Raw genomic sequence first — 15,196 nt, 5'->3', positions numbered from 1 at the left:
CCGGCAATCCGCCGGAGCGGCGCGTCGAGCGGCTGCGCGAGTTCTGGGAAACGATCTGCCAGCCGGCGTTCTTTCCCGCGCTGCCGGCCGCGTTCGAGTACGCGCTCTTCAACAGTCACGACAGCGTCCGCACGTTCTTCACCGCGAGCCAGGCGGCGAGCGCCATCCTGCAGGGACAGCGAGGCTTCTTCGTGCCGCGCTTCCCGCCGCCGCTGCCGGGCACGACAAACCCGCCGGAATTGGTCAGCTACTACGACACGTCCGCGCTGCGCACGACGCTGCTCAAGCTGTGCGATTTCGATCGCATCAATTCGGGCGAGACGCGCGTGTCGGTCGGCGCGGTCAACGTCGGCACGGGCAACTTCATCTACTTCGACAACACGAAGACGACGCNACTACGACACGTCCGCGCTGCGCACGACGCTGCTCAAGCTGTGCGATTTCGATCGCATCAATTCGGGCGAGACGCGCGTGTCGGTCGGCGCGGTCAATGTCGGCACGGGCAACTTCATCTACTTCGACAACACGAAGACGACGCTGCGCCCCGAGCACTTCATGGCGTCGGGCGCGCTGCCCCCCGCGTTCCCGCCGGTCGAAATCGACGGCGAGTTCTATTGGGACGGCGGCGTCGTCTCGAACACGCCGCTGATGGAAGTGCTGCGTGCGTCGCCACGCCGCGATACGCTCGCGTTCCAGGTCGATCTGTGGAGCGCGCGCGGGCCGCTGCCCGAAACGATGAACGACGTCACCGAGCGCACCAAGGACGTCCAGTATTCGAGCCGGACGCGCTTCGTGACCGACACGCTGCAACGCGAGCAACGCTTTCGCAGCGTACTGCGCCGCGTGCTCGACCAGGTGCCGGACGCGCAGCGCAAGAGCGATCCGTGGTGCCAGCAGGCCGAGGCGCTGTCGTGCGGCAAGCGCTACAACGTGCAGCACCTGATCTATCAGCAGAAGGCCTACGAGCAGCACTACAAGGACTACCAGTTCGGTCTGTCGACGATGCGCGATCACTGGTCGGCCGGGCTCGAGGACATCCGGAAAACGCTTTCCGTCAAGGACGGCCTGGCCCTGCCCGACAACGACGCGGGCTTCGTCACGCACGACATCCACCGGATGCGGTAAGCGGTGCGATCCACGGCCGGCGCCCTTCGGAGCGCCGGCCGTTTTCTTTTCAGTCTCAATACACCATGCCGATCCTGATCGTCTTTCTCATACTCGCCGCGTTGATATGGGGCGCGGTGTATGCCTTCCATTCGATCGCCGCCCGGTTCGGCGAAGCGGCCGCGATCGGCGCGGCTGTCGTGGCCGCCGCCGTGGTGATCGCACTGATCGCGTGGTGGCTGAGACGCCGCCGCGACATCGCGCCGAATACCCGTGAGGATGGCTGGACGCATCTGTTGCGCCACGGCTGGGGCGAACTGCGCGTGTCGGCGACAAAGGGGCTGCTGTGGGTGTCGCAGGACGGCGCGGAAGGACGCTACACGCTGACCGACCTGAACGGCTGCGCAGCGGAAGCCGCGAACGACGCGTGGTATCTGGTCGTGAAGGTGCGTGACGCGCACCGCGCGGAATGGAAGCTGCCGATGACGGGCAAACGCGATGCGCAACGCTGGGAACGTGTGCTGACGCTCGCGAAGGCGCAGCGGCTGTAACGTTCACGGTTCGTTTCGTCGCGCCGGCACGACCGAGCCGGTGACGTCGAACGCGCTCGCGGGATGATCGGCGCAGGTGTCGCACGTCGAACCCGCTTCCCGACAGCCGCATCGGCATCCTGCGCGGCAACGGTTCGCGCGCCTCCCGTCGGCATCGGTACGGCTCCCGAAAAACCTCACCTTTCGCACCTCGCGGCGCGCCGCCGCCTCAAAACGTCGCGCGTCCTTCGAGATAAAACACGCACGCGCCTTCCAGTTCGATGCGCTCGCCGATCACCCGGCACCGTATCTCGCCGCCGCGCGCCGACGCCTGATACGCGCGAAACACGGTCTTTCCCAGCCGCTCCGCCCAGTACGGGCCAAGCATGCAATGAGCGCCGCCCGTCACCGGATCTTCGGGCACCCCCTTGGCCGGCGCGAAGTAGCGGCTCACGAAATCGAATTCCGCGTCACCCGCCGCCGTGACGATCACGCCGCTGCGATCGAGCACGGCCAGCGCCGCCAGATCCGGCGTCAGCGCACGCACGGCCTGTGCGCTCGACAGGCGCGCGAGATAGTTGAATTCGTTCACGTGCACCTCGAGCGGCTCGACGCCGAGCGCGTCGACCAGCCCCGGCGGCGGCACGCAGGCCCGCGCATGCCTGACCGGGAAATTCATCACGTAGCCCGCCGAGGTGCGCTCGACCGTCAACGGACCGCTCTTCGAATGAAACACCACACGGGTCCGCTCCGGCTCGACACGCTCCATCACGACCGCCGCGCTGGCGAGCGTCGCGTGACCGCACAGCGGCACCTCGACCTTCGGCGTGAACCAGCGCAACCGGTAATCGCCACCTTCCCGCACGACAAACGCGGTTTCGGCGAGATTGTTCTCGGCGGCGATCGCCTGCATGACCGCATCATCCGGAAAACTTTCGAGCAGCATGACGGCCGCCGGATTGCCGGCGAAGCGGCGGCTCGCGAACGCATCGACCTGGAAAATCGGCACGCCGGCGGATCGAGGAACAGCGTGATGCGACGTCATCTAGATCTCGCAGCAATAAAAGGGAATACGTGGAACCCGCCGGAACGCGCAGCGATCCGCTCACGGCACACCATGCCCCGGCGCAACCGCCCTTCGGGAGCCGGTCGAACGACGGCCCGCGTCGCGCCGCCCGGCCGCCGCTCGGGGCCGCGCATTTCGCCACGCAAGCCGGCGGTCGACCCGCAAGCCGCCGGCACCACCGGCACACACCGTGCATCGATCGGCCTCGATACCCATCACGGCAAACCGTTGCGGCAGTACTCTTCGTAGCCCGGCCGCTCGGCGAGGCTGTCGAAATAGGCGGAGACCGCCGGAAAATCGGGCTTATCGAACGGCGTGCCGAACCAGCGATTGACCGACAGCGCGATCGGAATATCCGCCAAGGTGAACGCCGCGCCCGCGACGAACGCACCGGTCGCTTCGAGCTGCGCGTCCAGGATCGCGATATGTCGGGTCCAGTTCCGGCACGACGCATGAATCTCGTCGGCATTCTGGTGGGTCGGCTGCTTGCGGACCAGCGCGAGGAACGCATAGCTCCACGCGCGGTTCAGGTCGGTCGCCTGCCAGTCGAGCCACTGGTCGATGCGCGCCCGAGCGCGCGGTTCGGCGGGATACAGGTGCGCGCCGTCGTACTGCGCGACCAGATAGCGGATGATCGCGTTCGACTCCCACATCACGAAATCGTCATCCTGGATGACCGGCACGAGGCCGTTCGGATTCAATGCGAGAAAATCGGGCGTCTGCGTCGACTGGAAGCCCGCGCCCCAATCTTCGCGCTCGAACTCGAGCTGCAATTCGGCGCAGGTCCACAGCACCTTGCGAACGTTGATGGACGGCGCCTTACCGAAGATTTTCAGCATGTGGGGGCATCCTTGAAGGAGGAGCGATCGATTCTAGAGGACATGCCGCGGCACGCACAGAGACAGTTCGCCGCCGCCGTGCCGGCCGCTCCCGCCGCAGCGGTGCGGCCGCGCGGTACGCGCGCTCACCATACGTGCGGCACGAGCCGCCAGCGCACCTTCGCGCAGTACGCGTCATATCCGGCGAGATGCGTTTTCAGGTAACGCTCCTCGTCGAGCAGCCGCGCGACGATCGTCGCGGCCAGCACGACCGCGAACGCCAGCGCCCAGAACGATTGCGTCGCGAGCGGGCTCCCGAAAAATATCACCATTGCCGCCGCATACATCGGATGCCGGACCCGCGCATAAGGACCGGACGCGATCACGGTCTGCTCGTGCGTGACCTCGATGATGCTCGATGCGAAATGATTTTCGCGCAGCACGTAAAAGCAGGACACGAAGCCCGCGATCACGAGCGCATTGCCGATCAGCACGGCGGGCCAGTTCAGCGGCGTGCGGGTGACGCGCCATTCGAGCCCCATTGCGAGCACGAGGCCCGCGCATGCGACGCTCGCGACGCCGAGGATGATTTTCTGATTGAACTCGCGTTCCGCCTTCACGCCGACCTTCATCCGGCGTTCGACCAGCCCCGGATCGTGCGCGAGCAGATCACGCGCGATCCACGACGTACAGCCGGCGAACACGAGCCAATACAGCCAGCCCTGCCAGTAGCGCAGCGATCCGGCCGATACGAAGAGCATCGCCGCGAACAGCGCGAGGAACCGGGCCTGCGCGCCCCACATCCGCTTCGACAGATCGCCCATGTGCGTCTCTCCTTCATGCGAATCCGATTCACTCGATGCCGGCAAGCGCCGACACGCGGCATGCCGCACCGGCCCACGGCTATCCGTCGCTCGCCGGCGCGCTCCAGTGCGCGAACGCCTCCGCGAGAAAGTCGACGCACACCCGGACCTTCGCCGACGCCGCGAGCCGCGCCGGATACACGGCCCAGATGTTCGCCGGCTGGCTCGCGTCGGGCAGCACCCGCTGCAGCGCGCCGCTCGCGAGCAGCGGCCCGGCTTCCCAGATCGAGCGCAGCACGATCCCGCGCCCCGCAAGCGCCCACTGTACGGCCACTTCGCCATGATTGGTCGACAGCGCGCCGCCTACCTTCACGCTCGACGTCTCGCCGCGCACCGTCAGTCGCCAGACGCCGAGCGGATGGTCGCGCTCCTTGATCGCGAGACACTGATGCGAGGCGAGATCCGCGAGCTGACGCGGCGCGCCGTGCCGCGCGAGATAGTCGGGCGATGCGCACAGCACCCGATAGTTGGTCGCGAGGCGTTTGGCGATCAGGTGTTCGGCGATGTCGTCGCCGATCCGGATGTCGAGATCGAAGCCTTCGCCCGCCACGTCGACGAGCCGGTCGAACAGATCGAGCCGCACGTTGAGCTGCGGATAGCGTGCGCTGAATTCGAGCAGCGCGGGCGCCACCACGTGCCGTCCGAAGCCGAAGCTGCTCGACAGGCGCAGCGTGCCGCGCGGCACGCTGCGCGTGGTCGATACGTCCTCGACCAGATGATCGACGTCGTCGAGGATCTTCTCGGCCCACGCATACACCCGCTCGCCCGCCTCCGTCACCGCGACGCGGCGTGTCGAACGATGCAGCAGCCGCGTGCCGAGCTGCGCCTCGAGCAGCGCGACGCGCTTGCTCACGTAGGCCGGCGACACGGCGAGCTGTTCCGCCGCCGCGCTGAAGCTCGCGAGCCGCACCACCAGGCTGAACACGCGCAGATCGTCGAGGTTCGGTGATTTATTCACGATTCGTGAAAAGTCGATTAACCGGATTACCGATTCTAATCCTGTTGGAAATAAATAGAATGTCTGCAACGAGTCCGGCGCCCGGTCCGGCGGCGCCCTTGTCCATCCAGCGCGCGTCCGCGCACAGAGGAGAACAGCATGAGCGAGAAGGTTTACAGGATCGCCGTCATTCCCGGCGACGGCATCGGCCGCGAAGTGATGCCCGAAGGGTTGCGCGCGCTCGATGCGGTGACCCGCCGCTTCGGCATCCGCTTCGACTGCACGCCGATCGAATGGGCCAGCTGCGACTACTACGCGCAGCACGGCCGGATGATGCCCGACGACTGGAAGGCGCAACTCGCCGGCATGGATGCGATCCTGTTCGGTGCGGTGGGCTGGCCCGCAACGGTGCCCGATCACATTTCGCTGTGGGGCTCGCTGCTCAAGTTCCGCCGCGAATTCGACCAGTACATCAACCTGCGCCCGGCCCGGCTGTTCGACGGCGTGCCGAGCCCGCTCGCGGGCCGCCGGGCGGGCGACATCGACTTCATGATCGTCCGCGAAAACACCGAAGGCGAGTATTCGTCGATCGGCGGCACGATGTTCGAAGGCACCGAGCGCGAGTTCGTCGTGCAGGAATCGGTGTTCACGCGGCACGGCACCGAACGCGTGCTGAGGTTCGCATTCGAGCTCGCGCAGCGACGCGCGAAGCAGCTCACGGTCGCGACCAAGAGCAACGGGATCGCGCTCAGCATGCCCTGGTGGGACGCGCGGGCGGCCGAGATGGCCGAGCGCTATCCCGACGTCGACTGGAACAAGCAGCACATCGACATCCTGTGCGCGCGTTTCGTGCTGCAACCCGACCGCTTCGACGTGGTCGTCGCCTCCAACCTGTTCGGCGACATCCTGTCCGATCTCGGTCCGGCCTGCACCGGGACGATCGGGATCGCGCCGTCGGCGAACCTGAACCCGGAACGCGCATTTCCATCGCTGTTCGAGCCGGTGCACGGTTCCGCGCCGGATATCGCCGGCCGCCATGTCGCGAATCCGATCGCGATGATCTGGTCGGCCGCGATGATGATCGATTTCCTCGGCAACGGAGCAGGCCGCGAGCGCGACGCACACGACGCGATCGTCGGCGCGATCGAGCAGGTGCTCCAGCACGGCCCGCGCACCGGCGACCTCGGCGGACAGGCATCCACGCGGGAAGTCGGCGAGGCGATTGCCGCGCGGCTGCTGGCCTGAGATCCGGCCGCGCCGAAACGCGGACCACGGTCGCAGGGCAACGCACCGTGGCCCACGCAAGTTCCTGCCGATCCGTTGCCCCTCCGATGCGAAGCTGATCTAGACTGAGCCCGTTTTCCTGCTCCCGAAAAAGCTCACCATGAACGCATTGGCTCCCGTATTCCCTCACTATCCGATCGAAGTCGACTTCCCCGATCTCGAACCGCATCGCGTCGGCAATACCGGCGTCGAGCACGTTTATCGCTTCGATTCCGGCGTGCCCGGGCCGAGCGCGATGGTCAATGCGTTGACCCACGGCAATGAGGTATGCGGCGCGATCGTCGTCGACGCGCTGCTGAAAAGCGCGGTGCGGCCGCGGCGAGGCTCGCTGGTCCTCTCGTTCGCCAACGTCGCCGCGTACCGGCGCTTCGATCCCGAGCGGCCGGATGCCGCCCGCTTCGTCGATCAGGATTTCAATCGCGTGTGGACGCCCGCGCTGCTCGACGACCTGTCGCGGCAGTCTGTCGAGCTGACCCGAGCCCGCGCGCTGCGGCCGTTCGTCGACGCGGCCGACAGGCTGCTCGATCTGCACTCGATGCACGAACGCAGCGCGCCGCTGATCGTGGCCGGGCCGCTCGACAAGGGGACGGCGTTCGCCGTGGAGGTCGGCGCGCCGGCCACCGTGATCCGCGATGCGGGCCATCCCGAAGGCACCCGGATGCGCGACTACGGCGGCTTCGGCGATCCCGCCGGCGACAAGAACGCGCTGCTGATCGAGTGCGGCCAGCATTGGGAGGCGCGGGCCGTCGCCGTCGCGCGCGACAGCACCGCGCGCTTCCTGGCGGCCACCGGCGTGCTCGATCGCGACGACCTGCCGGCGGACTGGTTCCTGCCACCGCCCGATGCGATGCGGATCGTGCAAGTGACGGAGCCCGTCGTCGCGCATAGTCTCGACTTTCGTTTCGCCGGCGCGTACACCGGCCTCGAGCATTTTGCCGACGCGGGCACGATCATCGGCTGGTCGGACGGCGCCCCCGTGCGGACGCCATATCCGGATTGCGTGCTGGTGATGCCGTCGCTGCGTCAATTGCGTCCGGGCGTCACCGTGGTCCGCCTCGGCCGGCTGGAACGCGATATCGCCCGGCGCGGCTGAACCCGCTCCGCTTACAGCCCCAGGTCCGACAAGCCCGGATGCGCATCCGGGCGGCGACCGAGCGGCCAGCGGAACAGGCGGTCCGCCTCGCGAATCGGCAGATCGTTGATGCACGCATGCCGATGCGCCATCAGACCGTTCTCGTCGAAAGCCCAGTTCTCGTTGCCGTAGGACCGGAACCAGTTGCCGGCATCGTCGTGCCATTCGTACGCAAACCGCACCGCGATACGATTGCCGGTAAACGCCCACAGCTCCTTGATGAGCCGGTAATCCAGCTCACGGTTCCATTTGCGTTGCAACAGGCCGACGATCTCCGCGCGGCCCGTGACGAACTCCGCCCGATTGCGCCACTTGCTGTCCGGCGTATAGGCGAGCGAGACGCGCTCGGGGTCGCGCGTATTCCATCCGTCCTCGGCGGCCCGCACCTTCTGGATCGCGGTGTCGCGCGTGAACGGCGGGACGGGCGGGCGGACTTCAGCTGACTGGGACATCGTATTCTCCGATGAAAGAAGGAGCAGGCCGACGGACGCGCGACGCGCGTCCGTCAGGTTAGGAAACCTAATATTTTGATTCGGAAGCCGGATGCCTCTGCCGACCGCGCGAGCTCAGGCCGAACCGGATGCCGCGGCGTCGAGCAGCAGCTCGGCCGCCGCCCGCGCGTCGCGCGCCGCCGAGGCGTCGCCGCTCACGAGCGCCACGCCGATCGCGCCGTCGATCAGCACCAGCCACTGACGCGCAAGCCGCGCGACCGCCTTGCGATTCACGCCGCCGGACGTCGCGAGCGCATCGCACTGCTCGCGCACGAACCCGAGCAGCCGCGCCTTGTGTTCACGCGCGACCACCCGAATCGGATCGTCCGGCGCGGCGATTTCTCCCGATGCATTCAGGAACGCGCAGCCGTGAAAATCCGGTCGCCCGAACCACTCGCGCAAGACGTCGAACATGCCGAGCAGCCGCGCGCGCGGCGTGTTGCCGCATGCCAGCGTCCCCTCGACGAACCACGTCATCCAGCGTTCGTCGCGACGCTCCAGCGCCGCCGCCACCAGCGCTTCCTTCGATTCGAAGTGCGCATAGAAGCTCTTGCGCGCCGCGCCGGACAGCTTGACGATGGAATCGACGCCCGTCGCATGGATGCCGCCCGCGTAGATCAGCGTTTCGGCGGCATCGAGCAGACGATCGCGCGCGCCGGATGGGGAAAGGGTGTCGTCAGTCGAGTTCATGAGCGTAAGGTAGAACGATCATTCTCCTTTGTCAAGCATGGTGCGTTGCGCTATCGTTCGCGCACATGCTGACGAGGGCTGGCCGATGATGCAACGACGATGGATCGCAGGCGCCGCGTGCGCCGTCGCGATAGCGGCGGGAGTGGCGGCGTGCACGCCGCTGCGCGTGGTCACGCATCAGGTGACGACGGCGGAGGCGGCCATCCCGGCGGGCCGCTATGCGCTGGACCCGCATCACTGGAGCATCGTGTTCGACGTCGGGCACTTCAAGTATTCGCGCTTCACGATGCGCTTCGACCGTGCGAGCGCGCAACTCGACTGGCGCGCGGGCGGGCTCGGCGACAGCGCCGTGACGGCCGCGATCGACGCGTCGAGCATCGACACCAACGTACCGCTGCTCGACCGGCTCGTGGCCGGCAGCGACGCGCTCGACGCGGTACATGCGCCCGAGATCCGCTTCGAGAGCACTCGCTTCGTCCGCACGGGCGACGCACAGGGCACGCTGGCCGGCAATCTCACCATCCGCGGCACGACGCACCCGGTCACGCTCGCCGTGACGTTCAACGGTTACGGCCGCAATCCGCTGACACGGCAGGACACGCTCGGCTTTTCCGCGAGCGGGTCGTTCAGCCGCGCGCAGTTCGGCGTGACGACCTGGTATCCCGCCGTCAGCGACGACGTGCGGGTACGCATCGAGGCGGAGTTCGTCAAGGACGCGCCGCCCGCGTCGTGACGGCGTCCGGCAGCCCGGGCGCCGCGATTTTTTACGACATTTTTGCTTGAAAGGCCTCGGCGCGACTCCCTACACTTCGGGCAACCGATGAGGTTTAGGGGAATGTCATGCAAAAGCAAGCAGCGGCAACCGGCCGACCCGCCCACTTCGCCTGCGCGAAGCAGGTCGACGGACGCGTCGTGCTGAGGCGCTTCGATCCAGCCCACGACTCCTATGACGCGCTGACGGCGCTGCTGCATCGCGCCTTCGCGCGGCTCGGCCAGATGGGTCTGAACTGCCCGTGCGTCGATCAGCCCGCGGCCGTCACGCGTCAGCGCGCACTCGCCGGCGACTGCTTCGTCGCAGTATGCAAGGGCCATCTGGTCGCGACGATGACGCTGCATGCGCGCGATACCGCCTCGGCCTGCGATCTCTATCGCCGCAGTCATGTCGCGACCATCCGCCAGCTGGGCGTCGATCCGGTCTGGCAGGGGCGCGGCATCGGCCAATCGATGCTCGCCTTCGCCGGGCACTGGGCCGCGACGCGCGGCTATGGCCGCCTCGCGCTCGACACGCCCCAGCCGGCCGCGCATCTGATCGATTTCTACAGCCGGCAGGGCTTCCGCGTCGTCGACATCATCCGCTTCGCCGGCAAGGGTTACGACAGCGCGATCCTGAGCAAGCCGGCGCTCGCCGCGCCGTCGCTCGCCGCATGGTCGCGCCAGCTCACGCTCGCCCACACGCCTTACAGCCGCGCGGCATGACCCCCAGCGACCCGCGCGACCGGCCGCCGGCGCCCGAACGCAAGGACACGCAACGCGCCGCGCAGTTGCGCGCGGCGATGCGCATCCGCGGTCTCGTCAAGGTGGTGCTCGTCACGCTCGGCGTCAGTCAGCTGATGACCATCGCATTCGCCGTTCTGGCGAACCTCGTCGGCGGCGCGCTGGAATCCGGCGTCGCGCTGCTGTTCAACTTCGCCACGTGCGCGCTCGTCAGCTTCTGGCTGCAGGCCGACGCGCGACGCGCATATCTCGACGCGAAGACAAAGGGGTATCTCGGCACGCGCCGGACGCCCGATGCCGAGCCCGTGATCGATGCGCATTGCCCGAGGCGCTGGCTCGTGATCCTGAACATCGAGCTGAACCCGCAGTTGCTCGACGCGTGATGCGCGGCAGGTTGCGCGCGCACGTGGCAAACAGCCGGACGGCCATCTTGACGGTTTGTTTACGCGGGCCGCGCCACTCTTTCCTTCGATTTGACTTTCCATGCGCTGCAATACAGCTGTGAGCCCACGGCCCCGGTCAGAGGGCCGCCGCAGGAGGAATGCCTGATGTGGCCGAACGCCGTACTGCAAGTCGGGAGCTTCGTCGTCGTGCTGACGCTGCTCGTCAAGCCGCTCGGCCTTTACATGGCGCGTGTCGCGGAAGGCGACCCGCGGTGGCCGGTCCGAATGGGACGGCCCGTCGAACGGGCCATCTATCGCGCCGCGGGCATCGATCCGGATGCCGGAATGAGCTGGAAGACCTACGCGGTCGCCGTACTGCTGTTCAACCTGCTGGGCGCGGTCGCGCTCTACGCGCTGCAACGCATCCAGGGCGCGCTGCCCCTCAATCCCCAGGCGTTCCCCGCCGTCAGCGCCGATTCCGCCTTCAACACGGCGGTCAGCTTCGTCACCAACACCAGTTGGCAAGGCTACGCCGGCGAAACCACCCTCAGCTACCTCAGCCAGATGGCCGGCATCGCGGTACAGAGCTTCCTGTCCGCGGCCACCGGAATCGCCGTGCTGTTCGCGCTGATCCGCGCATTTGCCCGCCGCGACGCGCGCACCGTTGGCAACCTGTGGGTCGACCTGACGCGTGCCACGCTATACATCCTGATCCCGCTGTCCGCGCTGTTTGCCGCCGCCTTCATCGCGCAAGGCACGATCCAGAACTTCGACGACTATCGCGTCGCGCAAACCGTGCAGCCCGTCACGTGGCAGGCGCCGCAGCTCGACGCGCGCGGCGCGCCCGCGCATGACGCGGCGGGCCGCCCGCTGATCCGCGCGATCACGCGTCGCCAGCAGACCCTGCCGATGGGGCCGGTCGCGTCGCAGGAATCGATCAAGATCCTGAGCGGAGACGGCGGCGGCTTCTTCAACGCCAATTCCGCGCACCCGTACGAGAACCCGACGCCGTTCAGCAATTTCCTGCAGATGCTCGCGCTCGTGCTGATCCCCGCCGGCCTCTGCTACACGTTCGGCGCGATGGTCGGCGACCGGCGGCAGGGCTGGGCGATCTACGCGGCGATGCTCGCGATCCTCGTCGCGATGTCCGCGCTGACGATCCGCGCCGAACAGGCGGGCAGCGCGCAGCTTGCCGTGCCGGGCATCGACGCGCACGCGTCCGCACGCAATCCGGGCGGCAACATGGAAGGCAAGGAAACGCGCTTCGGCATCGTATCCTCGGCGCTGTATGCCACCGTGACGACGGGCAGCGGCGACGGCGCGGTCAACGCGATGCACGATTCGTTCACGCCGCTCGGCGGGCTCGTGCCGATGGTGATGATGCAGACGGGCGAGGTGGTGTTCGGCGGCCCCGGTTCCGGATTGTTCGGCATGCTGATCCACGCGCTGCTTGCCGTGTTCGTCGCGGGTCTGATGATCGGCCGCGCGCCGGAGTATCTCGGCAAGAAGATCGACGCGTTCGACATGAAGATGGTCGCGATCGCGCTGCTCGCGCCGCCGCTCCTGGTCCTGGCCGGCACGGCGATCTCCGCGCTGCTGCCGGCGGGCGTCGCGGGCGTCGCCAATCCCGGCGCGCATGGCCTGAGCGAGATGCTGTATGCGTTCTCGTCGGCGGCCAACAATAACGGCAGCGCGTTTGCGGGGCTCTCCGCGAATACGGGCTACTACAACGCGATGCTGGCCGCGGCGATGTGGTTCGGGCGCTTCGCGGCGATCGTGCCCGTGCTCGCGCTGGCGGGGTCGCTGGGGGCGAAGGTGCGGCGCACGGCGGGCGCCGGCACGTTGCCGACGCATGGGCCGCTGTTCGTTTGCCTGCTGATCGGCACGATCATGCTGATGGCGGCGCTGACCTATCTGCCGGTGCTCGCGCTCGGGCCGATCGTCGAACAGCTGACGATGGCGGCGGGGCGGTAGGAGTGGGAAAGAGGAGACAACCCGCGTGAAGCGGCGCGGCACCGCCGCGCGCGAGCCCCGGCGGGCCGGCGCGCGGCGGTGCGCGCTCAGACGGTCCAGTCGAGAATCACCTTGCCGCTGTCGCCCGACAGCATCGCGGCGAAACCCTTCTCGAAATCGTCGACGGGGAATCGGTGCGTGAGGATCGGCGACAGGTCGAGGCCGCTTTGCAGCATCGCGACCATCTTGTACCAGGTCTCGAACATCTCGCGGCCGTAGATACCCTTGATCTCGAGCCCCTTGAAGATCACCTGATTCCAGTCGATCGCGGTTTGCGCCGGCGGAATGCCGAGCAACGCCACCTTGCCGCCGTGATTCATCGCCTCGAGCAGGCTCGTGAAGGCGCTCGGCACGCCGGACATTTCCAGGCCGACGTCGAACCCTTCCGTCATGTGCAGATCGCTCATCACATCGCGCAGCGATTCGCGCGAGACGTTCACCGCGCGGGTCGCGCCCATCTTGCGCGCGAGGTCGAGACGGTAATCGTTGATGTCGGTGATCACGACGTTGCGCGCGCCGACATGCTTCGCGATCGCCACCGCCATCACGCCGATCGGACCGGCGCCGGTGATCAGCACGTCCTCGCCGACCAGGTTGAACGACAGCGCGGTGTGCGTCGCGTTGCCGAACGGATCGAAGATCGCGGCCAGGTCGTCGGAGATTTCCGGCGGGATCTTGAACGCGTTGAACGCCGGGATCGCCAGATACTCGGCGAACGCGCCTTCGCGGTTCACGCCCACGCCCACGGTATTGCGGCACAGATGCCGGCGGCCCGCGCGGCAGTTGCGGCAGAACCCGCACGTGATATGGCCTTCGCCCGACACCCGGTCGCCGATCTCGAAACCGCGTACCTCCTGGCCCATCTCGACGATCTCGCCGACATATTCGTGCCCGACGTGCATCGGCACGGGAATCGTCTTCTGCGCCCAATCGTCCCACTTCCAGATATGGATGTCGGTGCCGCAGATCGCGGTGCGGCGGATCTTGATCAGCACGTCGTTGTGGCCGACCTCCGGCTTCGGCACGCGCGTGAGCGTGAGGCCCGGGCCGCGCTGCAGTTTTGCGAGAGCTTTCATGGGCGCTTCTCCGTCAAACGATGCCAAGCGACTTGCCGACACGCACGAACGCGTCGACCGCGCGATCGATCTGCTCCGGCGTATGCGCGGCGCTCATCTGGGTGCGGATGCGCGCGCGGCCGCGCGGTACGACGGGAAACGAGAAGCCGATCACGTAGACGCCTTCGCCGAGCAGCGCATCCGCCATCCGGGTGGCGACCTGCGCGTCGCCGAGCATCACCGGAATGATCGGGTGCTCGCCCGGCACCAGCGTGAAACCCGCCGCGCTCATCTTCGCGCGAAAACGCGCGCCGTTCGCGCGGACCTGTTCGCGCAGCCGCGCGCCTTCGTCGCTAGCGAGCAGTTCGAGCACCTTCAGCGACGCGGCGGCAATGCTCGGCGTCAGCGTGTTCGAGAACAGGTACGGACGCGAACGCTGCCGCAGCAGCTCGATGACCTCGCGCCGCGCCGCGACGTAGCCGCCCGATGCGCCGCCGAGCGCCTTGCCGAGCGTGCCGGTGATGATATCGACGCGGCCCTGGACGCCGCAGTGTTCGGGCGTCCCTCGCCCGTGCGCGCCGATGAATCCGACCGCATGGGAATCGTCGACCATCACGAGCGCGCCGTAGCGGTCGGCGAGATCGCAGATCCCTTTCAGATCGGCGATGATGCCGTCCATCGAGAACACGCCGTCGGTTGCGATCAGCTTGAAGCGCGCGCCGGCGGCATCCGCCTCGCGCAGCTTCGCCTCGAGGTCGGTCAGATCGTTGTTCTTGTAGCGGAAGCGCTTCGCCTTCGACAGCCGCACGCCGTCGATGATGCTCGCGTGGTTCAGTTCGTCGCTGATGATCGCGTCCTGGTCGTCGAGCAGCGTTTCGAACAGCCCGCCGTTCGCGTCGAAGCAGCTCGAATAGAGAATCGTGTCGTCGGTGCCGAGGAACGCGGACAGCGCGCGCTCGAGCTGCTTGTGCACGGTCTGCGTGCCGCAGATGAAGCGCACCGACGCCATGCCGAAGCCATCCTGCTCGAGCCCGGCCTGCGCGGCCGCGACGAGCCGCGCGTCGTTCGCGAGCCCCAGATAGTTGTTCGCGCAGAAATTCAGTACGTCCGCGCCGCCGGCCAGCCGGATATCGGCTGCCTGCGGGCTCGCGATCTCGCGCTCGGTCTTGTAGAAACCGTCCGCGCGGATCTGATCGAGCGTGCCGCGCACCTGGGCGAGAAAGGCATCACGCATCACATTGCTCCTGACATGGGCCGCAAGCCACACGCGCCGCCCCGCTCGTGGCGATGGCGACGCCGCTTGCTACTGATATAGTCGGCCGTTGGATTTATCGTA

Annotated in this window: 15 protein-coding genes and 2 pseudogenes; 9 read left to right on the top strand and 8 right to left on the bottom strand. The window is 67.3% G+C overall.

Going from position 1 to position 15,196, the window contains the following annotated elements; translation table 11 throughout:
• The 3 genes and pseudogenes from RZR99_RS07965 to RZR99_RS07955 form a co-directional block, all read left to right on the top strand.
• Positions 1-380: pseudogene (locus tag RZR99_RS07965) on the top strand (patatin-like phospholipase family protein); the annotation flags it as partial.
• 14 nt (positions 381-394) lie between these two features.
• Positions 395-1,125, top strand: a pseudogene (locus RZR99_RS07960) (DUF3734 domain-containing protein); the annotation flags it as partial.
• A gap of 65 nt (positions 1,126-1,190) precedes the next feature.
• Complete coding sequence (locus RZR99_RS07955) at positions 1,191-1,655, top strand: signal peptide protein (protein ID WP_323119209.1); 465 nt, start codon at positions 1,191-1,193, stop codon at positions 1,653-1,655.
• A 208-nt stretch (positions 1,656-1,863) separates the two neighbouring features.
• On the opposite strand, the gene RZR99_RS07950 is transcribed toward RZR99_RS07955, so the two are convergent.
• The 4 genes from RZR99_RS07950 to RZR99_RS07935 all read right to left on the bottom strand — a co-directional run bounded on the left by RZR99_RS07950 (position 1,864) and on the right by RZR99_RS07935 (position 5,339).
• Positions 1,864-2,679, bottom strand: coding sequence for a PhzF family phenazine biosynthesis protein (locus tag RZR99_RS07950; protein ID WP_323119200.1), 816 nt, complete (start codon positions 2,677-2,679; stop codon positions 1,864-1,866).
• 236 nt (positions 2,680-2,915) lie between these two features.
• Complete coding sequence (locus tag RZR99_RS07945; RefSeq protein WP_323119199.1) at positions 2,916-3,539, bottom strand: glutathione S-transferase family protein; 624 nt, start codon at positions 3,537-3,539, stop codon at positions 2,916-2,918.
• A gap of 125 nt (positions 3,540-3,664) precedes the next feature.
• Positions 3,665-4,342 carry a methyltransferase family protein gene (locus tag RZR99_RS07940; RefSeq protein ID WP_323119198.1) on the bottom strand — a complete coding sequence of 226 codons (678 nt, stop codon included), beginning with the start codon at positions 4,340-4,342 and terminating at the stop codon, positions 3,665-3,667.
• A gap of 79 nt (positions 4,343-4,421) precedes the next feature.
• Positions 4,422-5,339 carry a LysR substrate-binding domain-containing protein gene (locus RZR99_RS07935; RefSeq protein ID WP_323119197.1) on the bottom strand — a complete coding sequence of 306 codons (918 nt, stop codon included), beginning with the start codon at positions 5,337-5,339 and terminating at the stop codon, positions 4,422-4,424.
• A gap of 138 nt (positions 5,340-5,477) precedes the next feature.
• On the opposite strand from RZR99_RS07935, the gene RZR99_RS07930 reads away from it, so the two are divergent.
• A complete protein-coding gene (locus RZR99_RS07930) occupies positions 5,478-6,563 on the top strand; it encodes a tartrate dehydrogenase (RefSeq protein ID WP_323119196.1) in 1,086 nt (361 codons plus the stop codon).
• Between the two features lie 139 nt (positions 6,564-6,702).
• Complete coding sequence (locus RZR99_RS07925; protein WP_323119195.1) at positions 6,703-7,695, top strand: M14 family metallopeptidase; 993 nt, start codon at positions 6,703-6,705, stop codon at positions 7,693-7,695.
• An 11-nt stretch (positions 7,696-7,706) separates the two neighbouring features.
• Here RZR99_RS07925 and RZR99_RS07920 read toward each other — a convergent pair whose 3' ends face one another.
• Together RZR99_RS07920 and RZR99_RS07915 are read right to left on the bottom strand one after the other, a co-directional pair.
• Complete coding sequence (locus RZR99_RS07920) at positions 7,707-8,186, bottom strand: nuclear transport factor 2 family protein (RefSeq protein WP_323119194.1); 480 nt, start codon at positions 8,184-8,186, stop codon at positions 7,707-7,709.
• Between the two features lie 114 nt (positions 8,187-8,300).
• A complete protein-coding gene (locus RZR99_RS07915; RefSeq protein WP_323119193.1) occupies positions 8,301-8,915 on the bottom strand; it encodes a TetR/AcrR family transcriptional regulator in 615 nt (204 codons plus the stop codon).
• Between the two features lie 88 nt (positions 8,916-9,003).
• Between RZR99_RS07915 and RZR99_RS07910 the strand changes: the two genes are divergently transcribed.
• The 4 genes from RZR99_RS07910 (at position 9,004) to kdpA (ending at position 12,766) form a co-directional block, all read left to right on the top strand.
• Complete coding sequence (locus RZR99_RS07910) at positions 9,004-9,648, top strand: YceI family protein (protein WP_407655418.1); 645 nt, start codon at positions 9,004-9,006, stop codon at positions 9,646-9,648.
• Positions 9,649-9,755: 107 nt separating this feature from the next.
• Positions 9,756-10,391, top strand: a complete 636-nt coding sequence (locus RZR99_RS07905) for a GNAT family N-acetyltransferase (protein ID WP_323119191.1) — start codon at positions 9,756-9,758, stop codon at positions 10,389-10,391.
• Entirely contained in the window at positions 10,388-10,792 is a 405-nt protein-coding gene (locus RZR99_RS07900; RefSeq protein WP_323119190.1) for a hypothetical protein, read from the top strand. Before RZR99_RS07905 ends, RZR99_RS07900 begins: the two co-directional genes overlap by 4 nt.
• 165 nt (positions 10,793-10,957) lie before the next feature.
• Positions 10,958-12,766: a potassium-transporting ATPase subunit KdpA gene (gene kdpA, locus RZR99_RS07895; protein WP_323119189.1), complete on the top strand. Its 1,809-nt coding sequence runs from the start codon at positions 10,958-10,960 to the stop codon at positions 12,764-12,766.
• A gap of 86 nt (positions 12,767-12,852) precedes the next feature.
• On the opposite strand, the gene tdh is transcribed toward kdpA, so the two are convergent.
• Both tdh and RZR99_RS07885 read right to left on the bottom strand, forming a co-directional pair.
• Positions 12,853-13,881: an L-threonine 3-dehydrogenase gene (gene tdh / locus RZR99_RS07890; protein WP_323119188.1), complete on the bottom strand. Its 1,029-nt coding sequence runs from the start codon at positions 13,879-13,881 to the stop codon at positions 12,853-12,855.
• Between the two features lie 13 nt (positions 13,882-13,894).
• Positions 13,895-15,094: a glycine C-acetyltransferase gene (locus RZR99_RS07885; protein WP_323119187.1), complete on the bottom strand. Its 1,200-nt coding sequence runs from the start codon at positions 15,092-15,094 to the stop codon at positions 13,895-13,897.
• Between the last annotated feature and the right edge of the window lie 102 nt (positions 15,095-15,196).

The sequence above is a fragment of the Burkholderia alba genome, assembly GCF_034721475.1.
Taxonomy (GTDB): Bacteria; Pseudomonadota; Gammaproteobacteria; order Burkholderiales; family Burkholderiaceae; genus Burkholderia; species Burkholderia alba.
This window is presented reverse-complemented; position numbering and strand designations above follow the sequence as displayed.

Excerpts from the sequence above, each read along its gene's own strand:
- RZR99_RS07955 (WP_323119209.1), top strand. The coding sequence starts at position 1,191 with ATGCCGATCCTGATCGTCTTTCTCATACTCGCCGCGTTGATATGGGGC.
- RZR99_RS07950 (WP_323119200.1), bottom strand. The coding sequence starts at position 2,679 with ATGACGTCGCATCACGCTGTTCCTCGATCCGCCGGCGTGCCGATTTTC.
- RZR99_RS07945 (WP_323119199.1), bottom strand. The coding sequence starts at position 3,539 with ATGCTGAAAATCTTCGGTAAGGCGCCGTCCATCAACGTTCGCAAGGTG.
- RZR99_RS07940 (WP_323119198.1), bottom strand. The coding sequence starts at position 4,342 with ATGGGCGATCTGTCGAAGCGGATGTGGGGCGCGCAGGCCCGGTTCCTC.
- RZR99_RS07930 (WP_323119196.1), top strand. The coding sequence starts at position 5,478 with ATGAGCGAGAAGGTTTACAGGATCGCCGTCATTCCCGGCGACGGCATC.
- RZR99_RS07925 (WP_323119195.1), top strand. The coding sequence starts at position 6,703 with ATGAACGCATTGGCTCCCGTATTCCCTCACTATCCGATCGAAGTCGAC.
- RZR99_RS07920 (WP_323119194.1), bottom strand. The coding sequence starts at position 8,186 with ATGTCCCAGTCAGCTGAAGTCCGCCCGCCCGTCCCGCCGTTCACGCGC.
- RZR99_RS07915 (WP_323119193.1), bottom strand. The coding sequence starts at position 8,915 with ATGAACTCGACTGACGACACCCTTTCCCCATCCGGCGCGCGCGATCGT.
- RZR99_RS07910 (WP_407655418.1), top strand. The coding sequence starts at position 9,004 with ATGCAACGACGATGGATCGCAGGCGCCGCGTGCGCCGTCGCGATAGCG.
- RZR99_RS07905 (WP_323119191.1), top strand. The coding sequence starts at position 9,756 with ATGCAAAAGCAAGCAGCGGCAACCGGCCGACCCGCCCACTTCGCCTGC.
- RZR99_RS07900 (WP_323119190.1), top strand. The coding sequence starts at position 10,388 with ATGACCCCCAGCGACCCGCGCGACCGGCCGCCGGCGCCCGAACGCAAG.
- kdpA (WP_323119189.1), top strand. The coding sequence starts at position 10,958 with ATGTGGCCGAACGCCGTACTGCAAGTCGGGAGCTTCGTCGTCGTGCTG.
- tdh (WP_323119188.1), bottom strand. The coding sequence starts at position 13,881 with ATGAAAGCTCTCGCAAAACTGCAGCGCGGCCCGGGCCTCACGCTCACG.
- RZR99_RS07885 (WP_323119187.1), bottom strand. The coding sequence starts at position 15,094 with ATGCGTGATGCCTTTCTCGCCCAGGTGCGCGGCACGCTCGATCAGATC.